The organism is Staphylococcus sp. HMSC055A09, from assembly GCF_001809655.1.
GTDB lineage: Bacteria > Bacillota > Bacilli > Staphylococcales > Staphylococcaceae > Staphylococcus > Staphylococcus capitis.
The window spans coordinates 99547-125147 of the sequence record NZ_KV798360.1; the positions used below are offsets into that span (position 1 = coordinate 99547).

The window sequence follows — 25601 nt, forward strand, 5'->3', positions numbered from 1 at the left end:
AATTAAAACTGAGGTGCTAAAAAATGAAAAACAGAAAGAACTCTTACAGTATTCGCAAATTAAGTGTTGGTGCGTCTTCAATCATTGTCGCATCGATGTTATTTATTGGGGGCGGCGCTGCACACGCGGCAGAACAGGATGTACAAGGGAATTCTGAAAGTCATACAGCACAATCACACGGGGCAGATAATGAAAATTTAAGTGAGCCACAAACGAATGATCAAAAAGATAGCCAAACAGTAGAAACTAAGAATGATACTTCATCAGCTATACATAAAGATGAAACACAAAACCAAGCGCAAACAAACACTGCGAACCATCCATCAAACAATGATAATCAATCTAATGAAGACCTAACGACAGATCAATCTACTTCGGAACAGACAGATAAAGATCAATCAAAAGAACAACCAGTTGATAATCAAACTACAGAAGATAAACAATCAAAACAAGATATTAATCAATCAAACTTACAAAAGCAATCACCTGAAAATAATGATGGACAAGAAAGTAAAACTCAACAAGATACAGTCAATAAGCAGGAAAGTGCAGCTGTAACGACACCTGCAAAAGAAAATCAAGATAATAAGCAGCAAAATTTAGATGAAACTGCTAATAAAACAACACAAGAGTCAAGTTCAGAAGTAGCAAAGGTTCGTAATAATGAGGAAACTGCAAAATCTGAAGATACTCAATCAGATAATGAAAAAGAGCAAACAACCTCTGAGGACGTGAAAGATCAAGCATCTTCATATGAAAATACATTAGAGTCTTCTCAAAATAATAAAGCTGATGCAACAACACCTAATAACGACAAAGATAAAACAAATAAAACTCAACCAGAGCAACGTAATCATAAAGTATCAACTTCAACTCAAAATAAAGAATTAAATCGTGAAACAACACAGCAATCTAAAGATAATGAACAACAAAGCGATGTTGCAGAAAAAGAAGCTCCAGTAGAAGCTTTAAATAATGATCAACAGTCAAATTCATCTCAAAAAGATGCAAAAGATAAACAACTTAAAGTAAATGATTTAAAGAATGATAAAGCGACAGACCATTCTTCACCTAGTGACAAAGATGATCAATCTAAAAAAGGATTAAATACGTTAACACGCAATGCGATTGCTACACCTAAAAAGAAATCAGCACAACAATCTGAAACAAAAGTTAAAAAGCAAGGCGATAAATCCTTCCCACAAATTCAATATAAAAACCATGATCCAATCATACTTGTTCATGGCTTCAACGGATATACTGCAGATAATGGTCCAGTACTAGGTCATAACTACTGGGGCGGTAAACGAATTAAACTTACACAAGAGTTAAGAGCTAAAGGTTACAACGTTAGTGAAGCGAGCGTGAGTGCATTCGGCAGTAACTATGATAGAGCCGTGGAATTATATTACTATATTAAAGGCGGTACAGTTGATTACGGTGCTGCACATGCTGCTAAATACGGTCATGATCGTTATGGTAAAACATATGCTGGGGCGTATCGCGATTGGAAGCCTGGTCAAAAAATTCATTTAATTGGTCATAGTATGGGTGGACAAACTGTTCGTTTACTAGAAGAAATGCTTCGAAAAGGTAATCCTGAAGAAGTTAAATATCAAAAGAAACACGGTGGCGACATTTCTCCTTTATATAAAGGTGGCCAAGATAACATGGTTTCTTCAATCACGACATTAGCAGCACCACACAATGGTACTCATGCAGCTGATATCGGCAACGAACCATTTATTCGCCAACTTGCATATGATTACGCTAAATTCCAAGGTAGTAAACATTCAAAAGTTGACGTAGGTTTAAAACAATGGGGTCTTGCTCAAAGAGACGATGAAACGAATGCTGAATATCTAAAACGTGTTAAGAATACTAGTAAGATATGGAAAACGAAAGATAATGCATTCTATGATTTAAGTCGTGAAGGTACAAGTAAGTTAAATCACCATACGTCACTCAATCCAAATATTGTATATAAAACATACAGTGGGGAATCAACAAGACCAGCATTGAATGGTAGACAAAAAGCTGATATTAATATGGGTATGTCCTATATCGTTACAGGCAATGTGATTGGTAAAGTTCCTGAGAAAGAATGGAGAGTGAATGATGGCTTAGTTTCAGTTGTTTCAGCACAACATCCATTTAACCAAGCATACACACCTGCAACGAAAGATATTAAAAAAGGTGTATGGCAAGTAATGCCTGTAAAACATGAATGGGATCACGGTGATTTCGTTGGATCAGATGGTACAGAAGCACGTATTTCAGTAGATGATTTAAGAGCATTCTGGGACAGCATTGCTGAAGAAATTGTTCAAAATGAAAAAGTAACAGATAAATAACGTTTCAATATATGCACGTCGTTGATATAGAGGACCTTTATCTTCGGCGTGTTTTTTTATGTAAGAAGCTATATGAAGATCGCAATCAAACAACACGATATATTGTGTCTAATTATATTTAATATCTAAAAGACTAAATAAACTAGTCGTAATTAAATTTTAATAAATTATAAATTGAAACGCTTTCATTTTAGGCGTATAATTGCTTTAGTTTTTAAAAAAGGGATGATTTACATGAAAGTGAATAAGTATTTAATATTCATATTGGGAGCATTGGGAGGTTTATTATACGGTTATGACAACGGTGTAATCTCTGGTGCATTACTTTTTATACATAAAGATATACCTCTAAACAGTACGACAGAAGGGATTGTCGTATCATCCATGTTAATTGGTGCTATTATCGGGGCAGGAAGTAGTGGTCCATTAGCCGATAAACTAGGACGTCGTCGTCTTGTAATGTTAATTGCTGTCGTCTTCATTATTGGTGCATTAACACTTGCATTCTCTACAAATCTTGCACTTCTAATTGTGGGACGATTGATTATTGGTTTAGCAGTCGGTGGTTCTATGTCTACAGTACCAGTGTATCTAACTGAAATGGCCCCTACAGAATATCGTGGCTCACTCGGTTCATTAAACCAATTAATGATTACTATTGGTATTTTAGCAGCATATCTTGTGAACTATGCATTCGCTAATATTGAAGGTTGGCGTTGGATGCTTGGTTTAGCAGTTGTACCATCAGTGATTCTACTTATTGGAATTTACTTTATGCCTGAAAGTCCAAGATGGTTACTTGAAAATAGAAGCGAAGAAGCGGCTCGTAAAGTTATGAAGATTACTTATGACGATAGCGAAATTGAAAAAGAGCTTAAAGAAATGAAAGAAATCTCAGCTATTGCTGAATCATCATGGTCAGTAATAAAATCGCCTTGGTTAGGTAGAACACTTATTGTAGGTTGTATCTTTGCGATATTCCAACAATTTATCGGTATTAATGCGGTTATCTTCTATTCTTCATCTATCTTCGCTAAGGCTGGTTTAGGTGAAGCGGCATCTATTTTAGGTTCAGTTGGTATAGGTATAATTAATGTTCTTGTTACAATTGCAGCATTATTTGTAGTTGATAAAATTGACCGTAAGAAATTATTAGTCATTGGTAATATTGGGATGATTGCATCACTTATCATCATGGCAGTATTGATTTGGACAATAGGTATAGCATCGTCAGCGTGGATTATTATCTTATGTTTATCTCTATTTATCGTTTTCTTCGGTATTTCATGGGGACCTGTGTTATGGGTCATGTTACCAGAGCTTTTCCCTATGCGCGCTCGTGGTGCAGCAACTGGTATCTCAGCATTAGTGCTTAATATTGGTACATTAATTGTGTCATTACTATTCCCAATTTTAAGTGATGCGTTAAGTACCGAATGGGTCTTCTTAATCTTCGCTGTAATTGGTATACTTGCAATGCTATTTGTTATTAAATTCTTACCTGAAACACGTGGACGTAGTCTTGAAGAAATTGAACATGATTTACGCGAACGTACAGGCGCTAAAACACATTAAAACATCTAAATTACACTCCGTTTTCAATTTATGATTGAGAACTTGGAGTGTTTTTTTAATTTTAAGTATGCGCGCATAGTTTAATTATTATTAATGAAAAGAACGTTTAATAGTTTTCATGTTCAGGGTAAAAAATGAAAGTTGGAAATATATTGAATGGAGGTGTCTATCTTGAAAAGTGCTCAAGCGCTAGAACGCACTTTAAAGTCATTAGATGGGCAAAAATATGGTGCCTATAAACGTACGAAAGGTGTGTATGAATTCGATCAATTTAGACTTGCTATAGACCATGTACAAGTCGATCCGTTTGCACCACCTTCTAAAATGAGATGTATCGTAGCTAGGGATGAGGCAGGCATACCTGATCAATTATTAGATGACAAATATAAACGTATTGCTGTGAGTGATTTCTTAACGCGAGCAGTGCACAATAAGGTGAGAGAGCTAACAAAAAAGGATAAAAAATCTGGGAAGATACAAATCGATCGCTGTGGACAAGAGATGTTAGAGCGCACCTCTGTGGTGATTAATGATACTGACATTGAAGCGCGTATCGAAGTGGGATTACCTGCAGCAGGTCGTAAAATTCTTGGTAAAGCAGCTGCACATACAATTATCGATACCTTACCAGAAATTGTTGATCAAGCATTACACTATCAACATCTTGACCATTCTAAACTTCAAGATCAAGTCAATCTCATTAAAGATCAGATGTATATTCGAGAAGAATTAGACAAACGCAACCTTGTTTCGTTTGTTGCTAACGGCGCAATCTTACCTCGACAAAGTGGAGTATCTGACCGTCCTATGCACCACGCTATTCAGTTTCAAAGTCCAGAAAAATTTGAGATTCAATTAGACTTGCCTAGTGGAAAATCTATTAAAGGTATGGGCATACCTAAAGGAATTACTTTAATCGTAGGTGGCGGTTATCATGGTAAATCCACATTACTCGAAGCACTTGAGCGTGGTGTATATAATCACATTGACGGAGATGGTAGAGAGTATGTCATCACACAACATGATGCGATGAAGATTCGTGCTGAAGATGGCAGAAGTATTGAGAAAGTCAATATTCAACCATTTATCGATCACTTGCCAGGTAAGAAAGATACTACGGAATTCTCAACAGAAAATGCAAGTGGCAGTACGTCTCAAGCAGCAAATGTGATGGAGGCTTTAGAAGCTCAGACATCGCTTTTACTTATCGATGAAGATACATCTGCGACGAATTTTATGATTCGAGACGGACGTATGCAAAAGTTGATTGCTCCTGAGAAAGAACCGATTACACCATTTTCAAATAAAGTTAAACCATTATACGAGGATTACGATGTCTCAACAATTCTTATTGTTGGTGGCTCAGGAGATTACTTTGATGTGGCTGACCAAGTATTAATGATGGATGAATATCATTTGAAAGATGTGACAGTTGAGGCAAAAGACATCGCACAATCTACAGGATATGAAAGACTTGATATGTCCAACAGTGAATTTGGTAGCATTCCGTCTAGAGTCCCTCTTAAATCTAGCTTCAATAAGAAAGGCAAAGATGGTCGTTTTAAAGCTAAAGGGCTTCATGCAGTTACTTATGGTAAAGAACCTATCCAAATCTCTGGTTTAGAGCAACTTGTCGATGATAGCCAGACTAATAGTTTAGCAGTGATGTTAGATTATCTTAACAACGAATTACTCAATGATAATGATACATTGATTGAAGCAACAGATCGTTTATATCAACGTATTGAAGCAGAAGGTTTAGAAGTTATTTCACATCATCAAGGTCACCCAGGTAATTTAGCCTTACCACGTAAACAAGAGTTGATAGGTACAATTAATAGATATAGAGGATTACACATTCGTAGCGATAAAACTGAATAGAGATAATGATTAAGCGTATTGTTAAATCTCACTTTGTTGAGTAAATTAACAATACGCTTTTTATGGTCCATTATGTATGCTATTTATCGCTCGGTTTTTCGCATCGTTGATTTCACTATTATCTTAAATTAGAAATAAAATTGCGAGTAAAAATTCGAGGAGTATAAAACCTAAAAAAAGGTTACCCATATCCTAAATGAGTAACCTTGATTTCAAAATATTATAAGTTATGTTTATCGATACCTTCAGCAGCTCTAATACCACTAAAGATACAACCACCTAAGAAGGTACCTTCAAGTGCACGATAACCGTGAAGACCACCGCCACCAAAGCCAGATGCTTCACCAGCAGCATATAATCCTTGTATAGGTTCACGTTGTTGGTTGATAGCACGTCCATCTAAATCGGTTTGAATACCACCTAGTGTTTTACGACTAATAATGTTAAGTTTTACTGCAATTAATTTACCACTTTGATTACTTAGGAAAGGTTTAGGTTTTGCAGTTCGTACAATTTTATCTCCTAAAAACTGTCGTGCATTATGAATAAATGCTACTTGAGGGTCTTTACTAAATGAATTGGTAATTTGCAAATCACGTGATTTAATTTCAGCTTTAATATCTTCGTATTTTAAAAGATCATCATCTACGAGTTCATTCATTTTCTTAACGAGCGTGCCTAAATCATCGGCAACCACAAAGTCTTCACCTTTTTCCATAAATGCATTCACTGGTGAAGTCGCTTGTTTGCTTAATCGCTCTTTAATTAACAACTGAATGTCTTTGTTAGTTAAATCTGGATTTTGTTCTGAACCTGATAACACAAACTCTTTTTTAATGATATCTTCAGTCAAAATAAACCATGAATAGTCATATCCTGTTTTCATAATAGTTTCCAACGTGTGTAAAGTATCAAAACCAGGATAATCTGGTGCAGACATACGATGTCCTTCAGCATCAAACCACATTGATGAAGGACCAGGAATGATACGAATCCCATGTTGAGTCCAAATTGGACTATGGTTTTTAACGCCTTCTGTATAATGCCACATACGATCTTTATTAACGATGTTGACGCCTGCATTTTCAGAAATACCAATCAAACGTCCATCAGTAGAGTCTGGCACACCTTGAATCATATGTTCAGGGGCTTGGCCTAGACGTTTAGGCCAATACTTCTTAATTAATTCGATATTTGCCCCAATACCGCCTGATGTAATAACAAGATGTTCGACATCATATGAAAATGTATCAATCACTTGTCGAGAGGAAGGGGTGCCACGTTCAACATCACTATCTTCGAGAATATTCCCAGAGATATGGCGTACTTGATTATCTTCAATGTCGATAGATGTGACTTGATGTCTAGGTAAGAAAGTGACGCGACCTTCTTGCTCTTGTTGAAGGACATAATTACTAAATGGTTCTACAAGTCCAGGGCCTGTTCCCCATGTAATATGGAAACGAGGAACTGAATTACCGTGACCCGATGCTGAAGCGCCACCACGTTCAGCCCAACCTAGAATTGGAGTTAATTTAACGCCCATACGATTTAAGTAGTCTTCCTTTTCATATGTTGCGAATTTAACATAAGCTTTTGCCCATTGTTCAGCCCAATAGTCCTCTCCATCAAGACGGTCAAACTGTGCTGAGCCTAACCAGTCATTGAGTGCTAATTCATAAGAATCTTTGACACCATAACGACGTTGCACTTTTGAATTGACTAAGAATAAGCCTCCGAATGACCAGTATGCTTGGCCACCAATAGCTTGTCTAGGTTCTTGGTCGATTAAAGTCACATGGTATACCTTCTTAAGAAGTTCCGTTGCAGCTACGAGACCACTTAAACCGGCACCGATGATATGTACAGTTTTAGTCATGAATATACTCCTTTATAAATTTTCAATTTTTATATGTAATATGCACAAGTTAACACATATTTTATCATTAAGTTCCCTTGACGTATAACCTTTATATGAAAATGAACACCACTATTGTGAACTTCATTTTCAAATGAATAAAATAATCCATGTTTATTTCTACAAAAGAAGCAACAATGTATAATAAGAATTAACCAACTAAAGACATCAATGGAGGTGCAAGAATGACACAAATCAACGGAATAGACGAGTGGGTTGAAGTTACAGAATATTTTCGATACATCGAGGACATGATTGAGCGTAATTTCAAACAAAACTATGGTGTTAGTTTAAGAGAGTTCTATGTACTTCATGAATTATATAAAGCGAAAGACAAAAAGTATAAAATTAATGATTTAATAAAAGAAGTGAAATTGAGTCAGAGTGCGATGTCGCGTCTCATAGATCGACTGCGATCTCCGAAGAAAGCATTAATATGTAAGGATATAAGTGATGAAGATCAACGTGCGACGTATATTTATCTTACAGGCAAAGGCAATTCTATTGTTCAACAACTCATGAAAGATTATAGAAAGTTAATTAGCAAAGTCGATATCGAAAGTATTGAACGACAAATACAAAGAGCTAAACGTGCTAATTTATCTTAAGTCATAATAGCGTTAATTATTAAACAAAAGGTGCGACTGTAAATGACATTTAAGTCTGTTCAATTGATGGAAGATTTAGTGAGAAATTTAAATATAAACTTTGAAATATATGCTAATGAAAAATGGAATAAAGAATATGAAGCACTTGATTTGAGTATTAATCATATAAAATGTAAAAGCAGATTAGCTAAGAAAACGAATAAAAAACAGGGATATTTCGTAACATTATGGACTAAAGATTCGATGTCAGTTAATCAACCATTTGAGTATGCTAATTTTCCTGAGAAATTAATAGTAAATGTGATTGATAAGGACAAACTTGGCCAATTTATCTTTCCAAAAGATGAATTATTAAAACGAGAGATATTAAGTAATCATTTTAAGAAAGGTAAAATGGCCTTTAGAGTTTATCCTAGTTGGGTTACACACTTAAATTCTACTGCCCTAAAAACGCAAGCATGGCAGAGTAAATATTTTATAGACTTAACGGAAAACATTGATAAACAGACTATATTAAGGTTATATGGGGAGATATGAATTTAAAATGACTGCTTTTTATCTATTAATATATTTGTTAGTTGGACTAATAAACCAATACCACAAATAAAAATAGATAGATAAACTAGCATGTTTATATTGTGAGTGATAAATAATAATGAACCACATAAAGCTGATCCAATACTACTTCCCAAGTAATTAACTGAGCTATTTAATGCTACTGCAGTCTCACCATAACTTTTATAATTTTTAATAAGTATATGTTGTTGAGGAGCCTGTGTAGCCCAACCCATAGCGCCCCAAAGTAAAAAAGGGAGGCAGCTCGCGATAGGTGTGTGGATTGAGATAGGTAGAAGTATGAAGCTAAATAAAAGAAGTATCATTATACTTAGCACAATTAGGTTAGTAAACTTAAACATATCTATAATAAACCCGATACTAAAGCTTCCTATCAAGCCTCCAATACCCCACAACATCAAATAAGTAGTAAGAGAATAGATACTTTGATAATGTTCAACAATTTTACTTAAATAGGTATATAAACCTAAACTAGCGATTGCTGCACACACTGTAACTGTCATTATTCGAATAATATGAGGATGTATAAATAGCTTAAATCTTTCTTTGATACTTGGTGGAGTCGGGGCAAATATTGCTCTAAAGTGAATAGCTATAAGTACACACGTTAGGGTACTTATTAAGACAATAAATAATAAAGTGACTCTCCAAGAGCTTAAATTTGATATTTGGATACCTAAAGGTACCCCGATGACAGTACCTATACTCATGCCTCCAACCACAGTCGCAAGAGCTTTCCCTCTATTTTTATTCTCTACTAATTGACTGCCTGTACTAACTGCCATTGGAGAAAAGATGCCTGCACCTAATCCAGCAATTGCTCTTGCCAAGAGATAAATAGGTAAATTAACTGCCAAAGATGTCATGATGTTCGCAAAAATAAAGATGATTAGAGCGAATATAAGTGTTTGCTTAACATTAATTTTAGCTAAAAAGATAGAAAATAATGGCGCAGAAATTGCAAATACAAGTGTAAATATTGTTACACCTTGTCCGATTGCAGTACTTGATTGATTTAAACTTCTACTCATTTCAGGGATTAAGCCTGCGACGATATAAGTATCCATACCTAATGAAAACATTCCCAAGGCTAATATTAGTATTTTCTTCATAATAACCTCCTGTGCAAAACTAAATAGTTTTTAATAATGTAAATTAAGGTTAGTATTTAAATATAAAACTTGGAATAATAAAAGAGTTTCATGGTGTATTAACTAAAAGTTTCAAGGGGATTAATATGGAGACAGATTATATTAGAGATATATTGGAAGTGGCTAAATATAATAGCTTTAACAAAGCATCAGAGGTAATGAATATCAGCACGCCTGCAATACGAAAAAGAGTTACTTCAGTCGAAAATGAATTAAATCAACAAATATTCATAAGAAACAGAAAAGGTGTGTTCTTAACTAAAGAAGGTCAATCAATACTAGAGAAACTAAATAAAATTTATGAAGAAGTTGAAAAAGTAAAAATTAGTAACTCACAGATAAACAAAAGAGACATAAAAGTAGGATTACTTCCGAGTATTAACCCACATAATATTAAAAAAATTGAAGAAACTGAGGATTTGAATTTTCAATATATAATTAATGATAATACAGCTAGCTTGATAGAATCATTAAAAATTAAAGAAATAGATGTAGCTATTGGCGATATCGGTAACATGTCGATAAAGAACTTTTATGCTCAAAAGTTTTATGAAGAAGATTACTTCATAGTCTATTCTGAAAGACGAGAAAAGTTGAATAATTCTTTGTTAAATCTTGGTAATGAAAGAATTTACATTCAAACACCACCATGTGACACACTGCATTTTTTAAACAAAGTTTTAAAAATTAAAGAAGATCTATTAGTTTACAACGATTATTTTGAGACAATTTTAGCCAATGTCTCTGCAAATAAAGGTATAACTCTTTTACCAGAATCATACTTGGATAAGGTAAGTGATAACCTTAATTATATAAAGCTTGAAGAATACGTACGTGAAATAGGTCTCATATCATCTAGTGAATCGTTAAACGCGTATGTAAATGAGATATTAAGCAATTAGTTTATACAAAGATTTCAGCGTAAAAGCAAACATTATACAAAAGTTTTAATGAAAATTATATCTATGATAAATGCCTTATTCGGTAAAGTGTAATCTTTCTTTCGCTCAAATTATTCCTTATACTAGATGTGTAATTATGAAAAGGGGTGGAGGATATGGATGTTAGATTTCCTATAGGAGAATTAGAGTTACCGAACAAAGTAACTTTAGTTGATGTGAAACAATGGATGAGTGAAGTAGAAACATATATTGATCAACTAAAAAATGTTGTTGATGACCTATCAGATGAGCAACTAACTAAAAAATATCGAGAAGGTAGTTGGACAGTCAGACAACTTGTACATCATATTGCAGACTCTCAAATGCAATTATTTAGCCGCTTAAAGTTAGCTTTAACTGAGGAACACCCATCAGCACCTGAGTTTGACCAAAATCAGTGGGTGGATTTAGCAGACTCAAGTTTACCTATCGAAATTTCTATACAATTACTAGATGCCCTAAATCAACGTGTTGTTGCTATTGGTGAAAACGTATCAAACTCGGACCTTGAAAGGAAAGTTAATTTAGAGGGAACAGATGACTTAACCGTAGCATTCTTATTGGCTAAATTATCATGGCATGAGCGTCATCATCTAGAACACATTAAAATTGCACTTTCAAATTAAGACAGAGGGTTGTCTAATAATATAACGAGAGTCAAAAGGATGGGACAATATTGTCTTATCCTTATTACAATGATGTATTAATATTACTCTTGTTTAGACGCACTTTGAACAAACCTTTCATCTATGAAAGAAACTAACTGCAAAATGTAAGATTAGGTAAATGCACGAAATTTTTCAGCCTCCTATCATAAAGATAAGGAGGTTATGTTATGGATAAGAAGCGTATAGTTGAGTTAGATATTATTCGAGGCATAGCGATTTCAGTCGTTCTTTTTGCAAATGTTTCAGAAGTATTGCCCATTTTCGAAGATGAAAAGAAACCTCATTTTACAAGTCTAGATTATATGATTAAACAATTTTTCTCACTATTTATAGATGGACGTTTTATTATGTTGTTTACTTTATTATTTGGTATCGGAATGGGCATATTTATGAATAATGCGCGTAAAAAATCACTTTCACCGTTAAAGCTGATGTTTAGACGTTTACTCTTTCTATTTGTTGTAGGTATCTTTGGTATGATTTTATCATTACCATACGCAGAATATGCAATATGTGGCGCTGTCATCATGTGGTTATTCTTGTTACCTCAAGCACGCTATAATTTATGGATTTCAATTCTTACACTATTAAGCATCAATATCATGACATTTGTAGATACGAATTCCAACTTATATTTAATTGATGCAATGGCAGTGATGCTATTTGGGATGTACATGTCACAAAGTGGTATGATTTATAGATTTAAGCACCATCGTAAGTTTTTCTTAAATACATTCCTTATTTGCTTAGCAGCTATTATTGTTTTAATCGGAATAAAGTATATTGGTTCTAATTTATCATGGATGAATATAGAAGACTTAGTCACACCATTCCAAACGCTCATTTACTTCATAATACTATTATTCATTACTGATAAAGAGAGTGTTCAACGTCTTTTAGTACCTTTTGAAAAGTTAGGTAAAACAGCGTTTACGAATTTTATGGCTCAAATGTTATTACTATATTTCTTTATAAGATTTGTGTTCCCATATAATCATCCAACACCAATTCAATCAATCTGTATTGCGCTACCTATCCTCATAATAAGTATGTTAGTGACACATTGGTGGCTTAAACGTTATCGTCAAGGCCCTCTTGAAGCGTTGTGGCGTAAATGGACCTATAAAAATGTACCTAAGAAAGTAAAAAGTCGCTAAAAAAACTAATTCATACAGTCCCTATGAAGAATAGTGTTTCATAAACCTTTCAATGTGTAATAGGTTAATTAATAAGAGAATTAAGGGGGAATAAAAATGACTGAAGAAAAAGGTTGCGTGAAGTGTGGTCATACGGAAATAGAAGAAGGAACACTATCTGCTACAGGATCAGGTTTATCGAAAATGTTTGATGTTCAGCACAATAACTTTAAAACAATCACATGTACGAATTGTGGTTATACCGAGTTTTACAAAGAAAGTGCTAACCGTGCAAGTGACTTCATAGACTTATTCTTTGGGGGATAATCATTTTTTTGAATCCAAATCTCATGCGTTATTAATTAAAATTCATTTTTTACCAAATATCTTTAAACAGATTTGTATCATTCATAGTAAAGAATTAGTAAACTAAATAAGCATACTATAAAATGAGCTGAAATAACGCTCATTTTTTATTTTACATAAAGTGAGGGGGCTTCTAATGACATCTGAGTATAAAAAGGGAATATTTTTTGCGTTAGGTGCTTACGTTTTATGGGGGATACTCCCTATTTATTGGGAACTTATAGATCATATTGGTGCATTTGAAATTCTTGCTTTTAGAATTATTTTCTCAATGATATTTATGATTCTTCTGCTTGTAGTAGGGCGCAAACAACGAGAGGCGTTCCTTAGAGATGTGAATCAATTATTTACACATCCTGTACAACTTGTAGCAATTATTGTAGCGGGATATGTAATCACGATAAATTGGGGAACTTTTATTTGGGCAGTAACAAATGGGCATGTACTTCAATCAAGTTTAGGTTATTATATTAATCCACTTGTCAGTATCGTGCTAGCGCTCATTTTCTTAAAAGAGAGATTTAACAAATTTGAATGGTTAGCCATCATCTTTGCATTAATCGGTGTACTCTATATGACTATTAAAATAGGGGAATTTCCATTCGTATCTATCATGCTCGCCTTATCATTTGGTTTGTATGGACTCCTTAAAAAGATTGTACATATCGATGCGATTAGCAGTATAGCGATAGAATGTATTGTCACTGCGCCAGCGGGAATAATTTATGTTATCTACTTATGGCAACAACATCACATGACGTTTGGATTTAATATGTCGTCATTTTGGCTTGTCTTCTCAGGGGCAGTAACAGCAATCCCACTAATATTGTTCTCAGCAGGAGCGAAACGTATACCATTATCACTTACAGGTTTTATTCAGTATGTAGGACCAACAATTATGTTTATTCTCGGCATTTTCGTCTTTAAAGAAAAGTTTGATGTCCATCAATTAATTACATTTATATTTATATTTATATGGATTGGAATTATTCTATATAGTATTTCGCAATATATGAATATTAAGAGAAATCCAATTGCGAAATAAACGCTTCGTTAAAAAGTATATTAAATAAGAAAAGAATCGCTCATTTGAGCGATTCTTTTTTATCATGTTCAAAAATTACATCATTCCAATTAATTTCATCCATAATGAACCTAATCCAATCCAAATAATAAAGTAAACGATACCGAGTACAAGGTTCATAAGCCACCAACGTTTCTGTGATACATAGCCAGAAGCATAAAGAATTGGTGCTGGACCACTACTATAGTGCGTAGTTGAGGCTAGTAAATTACCGAAGAAACCTAACATCAATGCACTGAATAACGGTGGCGCACCAGCTGCTACTGCAACGCCAAGTAACGCGGCATACATGGCACTGACATGTGCAGTTGCACTCGCAAATAAATAGTGTGAGTAGAAGAAAAATAGAATGAGTAAAACTAACACGATTGGCCAACTAAAGCCACCTAAACTATGTGCGATGAGTTTACTTAACCAAGGAATAAATCCTAATTTATTTAATTGATCTGCCATTAATACGAGTACCGAGAACCAAACAAGTGTATTCCAGGCACCTGTTTCATTTAATATATCTTTCCAATTTAATACGCCTGTAAGTAAGAGAAGAGATAACGCGATAAAGGCTGTTAACGTCGCATCAATATTGATAAAGCTACCAGTTATCCAAAGTATTAACGCTACGATAAAAATCCCAATCATAAATTTCTCAGCTAATGAAATTTTGCCCATTTCTTCTAATTGATCAGTAGCCCACTTTTTAGCGTTAGGTGTTTCTTTAACAGTTGGAGGGTACATTTTATAAATAATGAATGGGACAACTATTAGTGAAATAAGACCAGGAACGATAGCTGCAACAAACCAATTCATCCAGGTAATATGAACATGAGCGGTCTTCTCAGCTAAACTTTGAGCGATAGGGTTACCTGCCATTGCAGTTAAGAACATAGCTGCCGTAATAAGGTTACCTTGGAACTCTGTAAATATTAAAAATGCACCCATCTTTCTCTCAGTGCCGTCTTTAGGTGTTGAACCAAATGATTCTGAGAGAGATTTAATGATAGGGAACATTATTCCACCTGCACGAGCAGTGTTACTAGGTGTTGCTGGTGCTAAAATTAAATCTACACCTACAAGGGAATAAGCAAGACCTAGCGTCTTCTTACCAAATAATTTTACGAATTGAAGCGCAATACGTCGGCCGAGTCCTGTTTTAACAAACCCTCTTGAAATGAAAAAGGCCATAGCGATAAGCCAGATACTACTATTACCAAAACCTTCAACAGCTGATTTTGTATCCATGATGCCAACGAGTACCATAATCGTAAAGCCAATGATAGATACAGCACCGATTGTCATAGGTTGCGTGATACATGCGATAATTGTAGCCACAAAAATTGCAAACATATACCAAGCTTGGTCATTTAAAGCATCAGGTTTAAAAGGGGTGAGTGCCCAAATAATCAATCCTACAACAATTGGAAGTATGAATTTACGATATTTAACCGTATTCTCCATCGTCACTTTCCTTCTTTCTATCTCAAATTAAACTTTTTACATTTCAATCATAGTCTTCTGTAAATGAGATGTACAGACCTAAAAGAATATTAATGAGAAAGATTATCAATAAAATCACTATACTTGTGAAAATCAAAAAATCCGATAGCTTAATTATTTAGCTATCGGATGAATACCATTATTGTTCAGCTTTTAAAACACGAGTCATTTCTTCAATTTTACCTGCATGTAATGGGATGTGTAATGCATTAAGCACTAAAAGTTCTTCTAATGTTTTACAACCTGCGATAGGCTGGTCAATTTCTTTTTTGAGCTCTTTATCAGTTAAATGTGTAGCTCTTTCAGGTAACGTTTTAATGTCATTTAAAATGCTTTCGATTGAAGGAACTTCATCATATCCCCAATCTGATGGCTTAGTTCCAGTTCCGAACAATTTACTATATTTATCAACATCAATAACTTCTTGATTACCCATTGCGAGTGCTTCTTCAAACACAGTTAGTACGTGACCATATTGCCAATGTAGTGTATTTGGGAAGACACTGTCATCTTTATCTAATACTTTCATAACATCCCATTTATCATAAACATCTCTAATATAACTTACACCAAAGTCTATAACGTCATAAACAGTTTTAGTCATTTTATACACCCTTTCAAGTGATTTCTAAAAAAATTGCTTGCAACATGTGTCTACCCGCTTTTAAAAATGACTACGCATATAATAACGAAGCTATTTGAATTCATATGTAGACTTTGTTTATTATAAAAGTAAACAAAAGGAATATAGGTGAAATGATGTATAAATACTTTAAGAGAAATCGTTTCTCAACGAAAAGTTCTGATATTAAAGATGATTCTGGAAAAATAGTCGGTACCATTCAGAAAAAATTTAATAATATTTTTCAACGGTTGGTTAGTTTTTTTACATTAGGTTTTAAATTTAATCGATTCGTAATTTATGATCATAATGGTGATGTAAAAGCGAGTGTCAAAGTAAAAACGATAATGGCGCAAAAGCGTTTTGATGTTACATATGTTTCAAATAACGGGGAATCACAAGTTTTATTTGATAAGCAAAGTAATGGTCGTGGAGAAACTTATGGAATATTGAAATTTGATGGTAGAATCCTCAATATTCATTCAGACGTGAATAAATATACAGTGATAAAAGATTCTAAACAAGATAAAGAAATCGCAAGTTGGAAACAAAATGGTGACTATGCATATGTTGAGGGGAAAAGTGAGTTATATGAAAAGAATCATTTATTATTTATATTAATTTTGCATTCTTTCGCGAATGTTCATGTATCGCACAGTATTCTGAATCCATTTAATCCAGATACTACTGGCTCCCCAATTATATAGGATGGGTGAAAATTAGTACCATGAGTAGTTTGATTTTGGTGGGGGCTTAGCCTATTCAGGCTTGGTTGTAGAGTGGAACGTACCTACCGCTTAAAGATAATCTAAAATGTAAATAGCGATGAAGGCCATCATAAAAATAGGCATTCATCGCTTATTTTAATATCATAAATACAATTAGTGCGTCTCACCCATAGCAACTTTAATATCTTCTTCTCGTGATATCGCCTTGATAGCAGAGGTTAATCCTTTCGTGATTGTATCGATAGACATTGATGGTTTCTCAGGTTTATCAGTAACTTGTTCTGGAATGTAAGGTACATGAATAAAACCAAACAGTAAGTCTGGATAAGACATATCTGCTAAATAACCTAGTTGATATAATATATGATTACATACAAACGTACCCGCAGTATTTGATAATCTGGCAGGTACTCCTGCTCTTTTAATAGCTTCTACCATTTTTTTAACAGGTAAATTTGAGAAATAAGCCGGCGCGCCGTCTTCTTTTATTACTTTATCAATAGGTTGGTTGCCTTTATTATCTGGAATACGAGCATCATCAATGTTTATCCCTACGCGCTCAGGTGTAATTTCGAAACGACCTCCAGCTTGACCAATTGCTAGAACAACGTCATAAGTGTCTTCTTTTAACGCTTTACAGATTACGTTTTTAGATTCATGAAAGACGGTGGGAATTTCTAATTTAGTGATGACATGTTCGCCGATGTGCGTATCAAGACGATGTACGGCTTCTAAAGCAGGATTTGTGGATTCGCCATCAAATGCATCAAACGCAGTTACTAATATTTTCAAACTCAACGCCTCACTCTCAAATTCAATCATTTAGTTCCATTTTAAAATGATTTTTCACATAAAAACAACTCCGCTACACCTATGTAAGGATAGCGAAGTTGGCATATAAACACTTCAATGATGACTTAAGCGTGGGCATGCTCAGGAACGTCTTTAAAGTTCTCTAGGCGACGATTCCATTCTTCATTACTGATATCATGTTTTGCAACATAACGATTACGTTCATGTTTCGCACAGTCGTATGAGCATGCGCCTAAGTATTTTTCTTCATTTTCTTCAGATACAAGGATTTGTTTATTACATTCTGGGTTAGCACAGTTGATGTAACGTTCACATGGTGTACCATCGAAATGCTCTTTACCAATAACTGTTTTCTCAACTTGGTTAACATCTACACTTATACGTTCATCGAAAACGTACATTTTACCATCCCAGTATTCACCCTTAGTTTCAGGGTCTTTACCGTAAGTCGCAATGCCGCCATGTAGTTGGCCTACATTTTCGAAGCCTTCTTTAACTAACCAGCCAGAGAATTTCTCACAACGGATACCACCAGTACAATATGTCACGATATTTTTACCATCTAATTGATCTTTATTGTTGCGAATCCAATCTGGTAAATCACGGAAACGTGTAATATCAGGACGAATTGCACCACGGAAGTGTCCTAAGTCGAATTCGTAGTCGTTACGTGCATCTAAAATAACAGTATCTTTATCTTCTAAAGCTTCTTTAAATTCTTTAGGTGAATAATATTTACCTGTAGTTACGCGTGGATCTACATCATCTTCTAAACCTAAAGCAACGATTTCTGTTCTAGGTCGAACGTGCATTTTCTTGAATGCATGACCTTCAGCTTCATCAATTTTGAATGTTAAATCAGCGAAACGTTCATCCGCATGCATATGTTCGATATATTTATCTGTGTCTTCTTTTGTACCAGATAAAGTACCATTAATGCCTTCTGTAGAAACTAAGATTCTACCTTTTAAATTATTTTCTTTACAGAATTCTAAGTGCTCTGACGCAAATGTTTCTGGGTCATCAATTGTTACGTATTTATAGTATAAAAGTACTCTATAATCCATTCTTACATTCTCCTCTTTTATTTCTTCTCTATATATGGGGCGATGATTTATAAATATTATTTTGTAGACAAACTAACATGACATAAACAAACTGTTAGAAAATCCTTCTCAATCGAGAAGTCGAAATGCATAAAACGTTGATGAGTGGTAAAAGGGCTTGTCTAAAGTCTGATATTAATACTGTTTACATTTTTTCCATTATAATATTGTACCAAAATGATAAATAGTTTCAATATGCTAGCTTATAAATCATTATTAAAGTTGATATTTTTTGAAAATGCAATCAAATATCGCGACATTTTTTAAGAAAATAAAATATAAAAATAACCGTTATAATACCGCTCTAATGACAATTAAGTTGAGTTCTTATAAAATGGTATCAAAGTTTAAATGAGAGAAAGAGGGGATTAGACGATGGCTATTCAAGATTTACCAACTTTAAAATATACAGGGAAATCGGCAAGTGTTGCACCAATAGTGTCTGAAAATGAGTTGCAAACAGTGACTGCAGAACCTTGGGTTAAAATTTCGGATAGAGGATTACAATTAGAAGGCTTAAATTTCAATCGCGAAGGCAATTTATTCTTATTAGATGTCTTTGAAGGTAATATTTTTAAAGTGAATACATCTACCAAAGAAGTGACTCGACCATTCGTGTCTGAAAAAGCGAATCCAGCAGCTATTAAAGTTCATAAAGATGGACGTTTATTTATATGTTATTTAGGCGACTTTAAGACGACAGGTGGTATTTTCTCAACTACTGAAGAAGGCGAACAATTTGAAGAAATTGTTTCTGAATTAAGCACAGAATACTGTATTGACGATATGGTATTTGATAGTAAGGGTGGTTTCTACTTCACTGATTTCAGAGGATACTCAACAAATCCTCTAGGCGGTGTTTATTATGTATCACCAGACTTCAAGACAATTACACCAGTGATACAGAATATCTCAGTTGCAAACGGTGTCGCATTAAGTACTGATGAACGCGTATTGTGGGTGACTGAAACAACTACAAATCGTCTTCATCGTATTGAATTAGAAGAAGATGGTGTGACTATTGCACCATTTGGCGCAACGATTCCATATTACTTCACAGGTCATGAAGGGCCAGATTCATGTTGTATCGATAGTGATGATAACCTTTATGTGGCAATGTATGGTCAAGGTCGTGTCTTAGTCTTTAATAAAAAGGGTTACCCAATTGGTCAGATCCTAATGCCAGGCCGTGATGAAGGTAAAATGCTACGTTCAACGCATCCACAATTTATTCCAGGTACAAATCAATTGTTAATTTGTACAAATGATATTGAGAATAACTCTGAAGGCGGTTCAATGATTTATACGGTCAATGGATTTGCAAAAGGTCATCAAAGTTATCAGTTTCAATAGATGCAAATTTTTAAGAACAAGTTAATGATTAAAGATATAAATAAGAAGTCGGGTGATAGCCTTTCAATAAACAACCCCTCACTATAAGCGATGATAGTGAGGGGTTTAACTCATTTATAATTGTGTTTTACTATTTAAGAGATAAAATGATGGATATGTTCATTTTGTTAATCTTCTAAACTGAATTCAGCTGATGCTTCAAATTTTACTTCTTTACCTAACATTACGCCACCAGTTTCTAATGCTTGGTTGAAGCTCATGCCATATTTTTCACGGTCAATTGTACCTGTAACAATAAATCCTGTTACTTGTGAACCGTTCATTGGATTTTTACTAATACCATTAAATTCAACATCGAAAGTTTCTTCGTGTGTTTCACCTTTAATAGTTAAATCGCCCGTTACTTTGTTCTCTGAAATTTCTTTTGTTTCAAATGTCCATTTGTCGTTTTCATCTGTTGCGAAGAAGTCACCAGATTTCAAGTGATTATCTCTATCTTCATTTTGCGTGTCGACTGAGCTTGGAATGATAGTTGCAGTTGCTTTAAGTGAACTTAAGTCGTTAATATCTCCATCTAATTGAATATCATATTGGGAGAAAGTACCTTTCACTTTAGATACCATTAAATGTTTGATTTGGAATTGAATATCACTATGTGCTTGATCAAATGTGAATTGAGTCATGATTACATTACCCCTTTTTCATAAGTTTTTAAGTATAATAATTATACCTGATATAATTATTATAACATCGTTTGCTCAAGTTGCAATCAATAAGTTCTCAATATACTCATTTTTGAAAAATAACTTCTATTAAACATTTACCCATTTTGAGTCATTGTTAGCTGTTATTTTTATAAAAAGAGATGTGTAAAACTTTATTATCTAGGGAATATTCGTTGTGATAAACAATTTCTAAAGAGGTGAAGAAATATGAAAGATATCTCAAGAGGTATCAATCATATTGGTTTAACTGTACCGGATATAGAGGAAGCCACTGAATTCTTCAAAAAGGGTTTAGACGGAAAGATTGCCTATGATAGTCAAAGAAAAGATGAGAAACCACGTGGTGGTAAAGATGTAGAAAAAATATTGGGCATGAGTAAAGGTGCTCAAATCGTACATAAACGGATGATGGTATTTGGGAATGGTCCAAATATTGAGATGTTTGAATTCCAAAATGCAAAGCAACGAAAACCTGAAGCACTTCAAGATATTGGTTATACACATTTATCGTTTTATGTAGATGACTTTGAAGTGGCTGTAGCCAAAGTAAGATCAGCCGGTGGAGAACTTATTTCTGAGCCTCATAGTAATACGAGATATGAAGACACCGAAGGGAATCAAACAGTATATGTTAAAACACCATGGGGAAGTCTCATTGAATTACAAACCGTTCCAAATGGATTTTATTATCCTCCAGATAATGAAGCGGAACTCTTTACGCCAAGTGAATAATATGTATTAATTTTAACTTTTTATTATGTGAAACTGAGATAGTTCATCTGTCTCAGTTTATTTTTATAAAAAATAATTTTATAGATAGTAAAAGAATGAGTGTGTATAACTAGTGATTATCAAACTATACATAAAAACCCCCTTCAAAGTGGCTCTCTTTGAAGGGGGTAGGGGAAATAAGGTTAATTTAGTTTCAACTTTTTGTTACTTCTAACTTTTACAATATTTATTAAGGGTTTTGGGGTCAGGGGAGAGCCCCAAGTAAGGACTTTAATATTTTATATTTTACAGGGAAAGGGTTAATTATTTAGATTCATAATAATTTAATTCTAAATCTTTTGATGTTTGTTTACGAGTTTCTCTCATTAATTGAACATCATTTATAAGTGATTGACCATATGAAGGAATCATATTTTGTAATTTAGGTTTCCATTCATTTTCGTAGTCAGCGAAGTTTCGTTCTAGAACTTCTAACGCTACAGAAACTGAAGTTGATGCTCCTGGTGATTCTCCTAATAATGCAATAACTGAGTGATCTTCAGAGTTCACAACTTCTGTACCGAATTGAATGAATCCTTTACCGTGCTCAGGCGTATCTTTGATAACTTGAACACGTTTACCTGCAGTGTATAATTGCCAATCTTCGTCACGAGCTTCAGGGTAGAACGTGCGTAAGTGGTTCATACAACCTTCTTTTGTCATCAATACTTGGTCGATTGAATACTTGATTAAAGGTAAATTTTTAACTGCAGATGCAAGTAGTGTTGTAATGTTGTATGGTTTTACAGATTTAAATAAATCTAAGTTAGAACCATTTTTTAAGAATTTAGGACCGATATTCGCAAACGGACCAAATAATAATGTTCTTTCACCATCAATATAACGCGTATCAAGATGAGGTACAGTCATTGGTGGTGTGCCTGGTGGTTCTTTACCATATACTTTAACGTCGTGTTCATTAATGACTTCAGGGTTAGTACAAATTAAGAACTGACCGCTAATAGGGAATCCACCAAGGTGTTTGCTTTCAGGGATACCAGTTTTTTGTAATAGTGGAATAGCGCCACCACCAGCACCTATAAAGACGTAATCCGCGAATACAGTTTCCTCTGAACCATTGTTACGGTTTCTTACTTTCACTTCCCAGATGCCGTCTTGACGTCGGTTGAAATCAATGACTTCATGATTATATTGAACATCGGCATTAGGATGTTGCTCAATATTTTTAGCCATTTTACGTGTTAACTCACCATAGTTAACATCGGTACCTTCGTCAATTTTGCTAGCTGCCATGATTTCATTGCCAGTACGACCTTTCATCATCAATGGCATCCATTTTCTCATTTCTTCGATATCTTCCGTATATTCGATGTTGTCAAACATAGGGAAGTTACGCATCGCTTCGTAACGGTCTTTTAAGAATTCAACGTTATTCTTACCTCTTACGAAACTAATGTGAGGAAGTGGATTAATAAATTCTCTAGGGTTATCAATGTTGCCACTTTTCACAAGGTGTCCCCAGAATTGCTTAGAAATCTCAAATTGTTCATTGATTTCTTTCGCTTTTTCTATATCAATTGAACCATCCGGTTGTTGAACTGTATAGTTCAGTTCGCATAACGCAGCATGTCCAGTACCGGCATTGTTTCTTTCGTTAGAACTTTCAATACCTGGACGATCTAAACGTTCATAGAGTTTGATGTTCCAATTAGGTTCTAATTCTTTAATCATAGAACCGAATGTCGTACTTAAGACACCAGCGCCAATAATAACTATGTTTTTTGACTCATTGTTAGCCATTTTTTGCTCACCTTTCTTAAAACAGAACTCGTGCAAAAATAATTAAATTATTGCGCTGAGTCTTATTATAATTGCTAACAATCTATAACAAAAATACATATTTTCAATAATACCTATTCCATTTTGTAATAATTTAGACATAATATGCTCATTGATTAGACACAAATTAGGAGTAGAACTTGAATTTAATCATATGTCCTACTCCTAATAAATGAGAAGATGGCTACCATAAGTTGGAGCCCCGTCAGCAAGAAGGGCTAGAATTGAAAGAAGCTTGATATAAGCACATTTTCAGTACAACCATCTACAGCATATATATTAAAAAATAAGACTGCGACAATCATTTATGCACAGCCTCAAATTTTATTCATTAATGCATGAGAGAGTATGATTAATAACTCTTCTATTGGTTTACTACTTTCATCTAAAATATGGAAGCTCACTTGTCCTTCATTTTTAGCCCAATGAGATAGTTTTTCATTCTCATAATTCGTAATAGTACATGTTTCTGGGCTCGTCTTTTTAATAAAATAATCTTCATTATCATAAGTGAATTTAACCGGTTTGTTCACCAATGTGAACTCTTTCATCTCAATATGAGTACCTCTGTAATTACAATGAATCTCTCTAAAGTTTCTAAAATTTGGAATACATTTAGAAGTAAATATTACATTTTTCTCTAAATCCCTAACGACATAAGAGGTATATATTCCTGCTTGAGGAATAATAATGTCTAATCCTTTAATAAAGGGGTTAGGGTACGATTTACGTATGTATAAATAGGGATTCCCATCGTCATACATCGTTTTCCATCTCGTATCAAAGTAATTGCTGAGTGTATAAGTAATCATCCTTCATCAACCTTCGATTTGTAAATTTTCATTATAAATATATTCCCTATTTTTAGGAAAATAAAAACTAAAATCATAAATTTTTTTAAATTAAATAGATCTAAATAAAATAAAACACTATACGAGATAGTTTAACGAGCGTGGCTATGTCGTCGCATAGAGTTTTAATGTGTAAATGAGTTAGCTAAAAATTTCTCATTAAGTCATACATTTGTAGGTGAGGGTGTGAGGCTTAGGTTTGTCTGAGGTAAGACATCCTGCATGCTAGCTCAACGTTGAATTTATGACTAGTTTTAAATAAAAGGTAGAAAAAAGGGTATATGCTAAAAAGTCAGTAATAAACAAATTGAGGTGGTGAGTATATGTTAGAAACCGATAGACTTTACTTATTAAAACCAGATATTGAGCATCTTGATGCGCTTTTCCAACTACATACGAATAATGAATCAACAAAATACACTCCTAAAGGTATACACGAGAACAAAGATATTACTAAAGGATTTATAAAAGGTTGGAGAAGACATTGGGAAGAAAATGACTTTGGATACTTTATGTTAATAGCCAAAGATACTGGAGAATTAGTAGGGATGAGTGGTTTTGAATACCGCACCATTAATTATCAATTATTCTTAAACTTGTATTATAGACTTTTTCCAAAATATACAGGTGAAGGATTAGCTACTGAAGCAATCGAAATGATATCACGATGGATGAAACAATTTGATGCAGTAACACCAAAACTTATACGAACGAATCAAGTCAATGAATCTTCTATTAAGCTTGCCGAACGTTTAGGATATGAATTAAATGATACGTGGAATAATATTATAAATGATGGGGATCGTTGTTATTTTAAGCAACAGTTAAATGTTCCTTTGTAAATATTTACGTTATTGAGTGAGATAATTTTTATCTCGCTCTTTTTTTATGCGTATTCAAATCATTGTTTAGTCAGCCTGATACATAGATATATGTTTAAACTCATTATTCGTTTGAACTCTTAAAGTGAATATAAAGCGATAGTTTTTTACATTAACATTAAATCAAAATAAAATTAAGATATATTTAATAATATTGTACACCCCATTAATGTTATATTGATTATTGTATGATGATATT

General features: G+C 34.0%; 23 protein-coding genes. 14 read left to right on the top strand and 9 right to left on the bottom strand.

Translation table 11 applies throughout. From position 1 onward, the window contains the following. Positions 1-23: 23 nt before the first annotated feature. The 3 genes from lip (at position 24) to HMPREF2642_RS02635 (ending at position 5810) form a co-directional block, all read left to right on the top strand. Entirely contained in the window at positions 24-2354 is a 2331-nt protein-coding gene (gene lip, locus HMPREF2642_RS02625) for a YSIRK-targeted triacylglycerol lipase (RefSeq protein ID WP_030058830.1), read from the top strand. Positions 2355-2588: 234 nt separating this feature from the next. After that, positions 2589-3929, top strand: coding sequence for a glucose transporter GlcP (locus tag HMPREF2642_RS02630; RefSeq protein WP_002434924.1), 1341 nt, complete (start codon positions 2589-2591; stop codon positions 3927-3929). Between the two features lie 171 nt (positions 3930-4100). Continuing rightward, positions 4101-5810 (top strand): ABC-ATPase domain-containing protein, encoded by a 1710-nt coding sequence (locus tag HMPREF2642_RS02635; RefSeq protein ID WP_030058832.1) that lies wholly within the window; start codon positions 4101-4103, stop codon positions 5808-5810. Between the two features lie 220 nt (positions 5811-6030). On the opposite strand, the gene HMPREF2642_RS02640 is transcribed toward HMPREF2642_RS02635, so the two are convergent. Beyond that, the gene (locus HMPREF2642_RS02640; protein ID WP_070597641.1) at positions 6031-7689 is read right to left on the bottom strand and encodes an FAD-binding dehydrogenase; all 1659 of its coding nucleotides are present in this window, start codon (positions 7687-7689) and stop codon (positions 6031-6033) included. 224 nt (positions 7690-7913) lie between these two features. On the opposite strand from HMPREF2642_RS02640, the gene HMPREF2642_RS02645 reads away from it, so the two are divergent. Continuing rightward, positions 7914-8336 carry a MarR family winged helix-turn-helix transcriptional regulator gene (locus HMPREF2642_RS02645; RefSeq protein WP_030058836.1) on the top strand — a complete coding sequence of 141 codons (423 nt, stop codon included), beginning with the start codon at positions 7914-7916 and terminating at the stop codon, positions 8334-8336. A gap of 42 nt (positions 8337-8378) precedes the next feature. After that, positions 8379-8873, top strand: a complete 495-nt coding sequence (locus HMPREF2642_RS02650; protein WP_030058838.1) for a MepB family protein — start codon at positions 8379-8381, stop codon at positions 8871-8873. 2 nt (positions 8874-8875) lie between these two features. Here HMPREF2642_RS02650 and HMPREF2642_RS02655 read toward each other — a convergent pair whose 3' ends face one another. Further along, a complete protein-coding gene (locus HMPREF2642_RS02655) occupies positions 8876-10024 on the bottom strand; it encodes an MFS transporter (RefSeq protein ID WP_030058840.1) in 1149 nt (382 codons plus the stop codon). Positions 10025-10149: 125 nt separating this feature from the next. Between HMPREF2642_RS02655 and HMPREF2642_RS02660 the strand changes: the two genes are divergently transcribed. The 5 genes from HMPREF2642_RS02660 to rarD all read left to right on the top strand — a co-directional run bounded on the left by HMPREF2642_RS02660 (position 10150) and on the right by rarD (position 14219). Next, a complete protein-coding gene (locus tag HMPREF2642_RS02660; protein WP_030058841.1) occupies positions 10150-10965 on the top strand; it encodes a LysR family transcriptional regulator in 816 nt (271 codons plus the stop codon). 155 nt (positions 10966-11120) lie between these two features. After that, the gene (locus HMPREF2642_RS02665; protein WP_030058842.1) at positions 11121-11630 is read left to right on the top strand and encodes a YfiT family bacillithiol transferase; all 510 of its coding nucleotides are present in this window, start codon (positions 11121-11123) and stop codon (positions 11628-11630) included. A gap of 209 nt (positions 11631-11839) precedes the next feature. Continuing rightward, positions 11840-12829, top strand: coding sequence for a DUF418 domain-containing protein (locus tag HMPREF2642_RS02670; RefSeq protein ID WP_030058843.1), 990 nt, complete (start codon positions 11840-11842; stop codon positions 12827-12829). Between the two features lie 96 nt (positions 12830-12925). Then, positions 12926-13135, top strand: coding sequence for a zinc ribbon domain-containing protein (locus HMPREF2642_RS02675; RefSeq protein ID WP_002434976.1), 210 nt, complete (start codon positions 12926-12928; stop codon positions 13133-13135). A 175-nt stretch (positions 13136-13310) separates the two neighbouring features. Further along, positions 13311-14219 carry an EamA family transporter RarD gene (gene rarD, locus HMPREF2642_RS02680; RefSeq protein ID WP_070597642.1) on the top strand — a complete coding sequence of 303 codons (909 nt, stop codon included), beginning with the start codon at positions 13311-13313 and terminating at the stop codon, positions 14217-14219. A gap of 75 nt (positions 14220-14294) precedes the next feature. On the opposite strand, the gene HMPREF2642_RS02685 is transcribed toward rarD, so the two are convergent. Together HMPREF2642_RS02685 and HMPREF2642_RS02690 are read right to left on the bottom strand one after the other, a co-directional pair. Beyond that, the gene (locus tag HMPREF2642_RS02685) at positions 14295-15713 is read right to left on the bottom strand and encodes an anion permease (RefSeq protein WP_030058848.1); all 1419 of its coding nucleotides are present in this window, start codon (positions 15711-15713) and stop codon (positions 14295-14297) included. 178 nt (positions 15714-15891) lie between these two features. After that, positions 15892-16356, bottom strand: a complete 465-nt coding sequence (locus HMPREF2642_RS02690; RefSeq protein WP_030058850.1) for a bacillithiol transferase BstA — start codon at positions 16354-16356, stop codon at positions 15892-15894. A 155-nt stretch (positions 16357-16511) separates the two neighbouring features. Between HMPREF2642_RS02690 and HMPREF2642_RS02695 the strand changes: the two genes are divergently transcribed. Continuing rightward, complete coding sequence (locus HMPREF2642_RS02695; RefSeq protein ID WP_030058852.1) at positions 16512-17081, top strand: tubby C-terminal domain-like protein; 570 nt, start codon at positions 16512-16514, stop codon at positions 17079-17081. 174 nt (positions 17082-17255) lie between these two features. Here the strand turns inward: HMPREF2642_RS02695 and pcp are convergent, their stop codons facing one another. Together pcp and HMPREF2642_RS02705 are read right to left on the bottom strand one after the other, a co-directional pair. Continuing rightward, positions 17256-17894 (bottom strand): pyroglutamyl-peptidase I, encoded by a 639-nt coding sequence (gene pcp, locus HMPREF2642_RS02700; protein WP_030058854.1) that lies wholly within the window; start codon positions 17892-17894, stop codon positions 17256-17258. A 125-nt stretch (positions 17895-18019) separates the two neighbouring features. After that, entirely contained in the window at positions 18020-18982 is a 963-nt protein-coding gene (locus HMPREF2642_RS02705) for an oxygen-dependent tRNA uridine(34) hydroxylase TrhO (protein WP_030058856.1), read from the bottom strand. A 414-nt stretch (positions 18983-19396) separates the two neighbouring features. Here HMPREF2642_RS02705 and HMPREF2642_RS02710 point away from each other — a divergent pair, with 414 nt between their 5' ends. Next, entirely contained in the window at positions 19397-20374 is a 978-nt protein-coding gene (locus tag HMPREF2642_RS02710; protein WP_030058858.1) for an SMP-30/gluconolactonase/LRE family protein, read from the top strand. Between the two features lie 167 nt (positions 20375-20541). On the opposite strand, the gene HMPREF2642_RS02715 is transcribed toward HMPREF2642_RS02710, so the two are convergent. Next, a complete protein-coding gene (locus HMPREF2642_RS02715; protein WP_030058860.1) occupies positions 20542-21057 on the bottom strand; it encodes a YceI family protein in 516 nt (171 codons plus the stop codon). Positions 21058-21306: 249 nt separating this feature from the next. On the opposite strand from HMPREF2642_RS02715, the gene HMPREF2642_RS02720 reads away from it, so the two are divergent. Continuing rightward, the gene (locus HMPREF2642_RS02720; protein ID WP_002434905.1) at positions 21307-21831 is read left to right on the top strand and encodes a VOC family protein; all 525 of its coding nucleotides are present in this window, start codon (positions 21307-21309) and stop codon (positions 21829-21831) included. A gap of 303 nt (positions 21832-22134) precedes the next feature. Here the strand turns inward: HMPREF2642_RS02720 and lqo are convergent, their stop codons facing one another. Then, positions 22135-23667, bottom strand: coding sequence for an L-lactate dehydrogenase (quinone) (lqo, locus tag HMPREF2642_RS02725; protein WP_227489934.1), 1533 nt, complete (start codon positions 23665-23667; stop codon positions 22135-22137). A 320-nt stretch (positions 23668-23987) separates the two neighbouring features. Next, positions 23988-24482 (bottom strand): tubby C-terminal domain-like protein, encoded by a 495-nt coding sequence (locus HMPREF2642_RS02730; RefSeq protein ID WP_023350936.1) that lies wholly within the window; start codon positions 24480-24482, stop codon positions 23988-23990. A 362-nt stretch (positions 24483-24844) separates the two neighbouring features. On the opposite strand from HMPREF2642_RS02730, the gene HMPREF2642_RS02735 reads away from it, so the two are divergent. Further along, positions 24845-25363 (top strand): GNAT family N-acetyltransferase, encoded by a 519-nt coding sequence (locus HMPREF2642_RS02735; RefSeq protein ID WP_023350937.1) that lies wholly within the window; start codon positions 24845-24847, stop codon positions 25361-25363. The last annotated feature ends 238 nt before the right edge of the window (positions 25364-25601 follow it).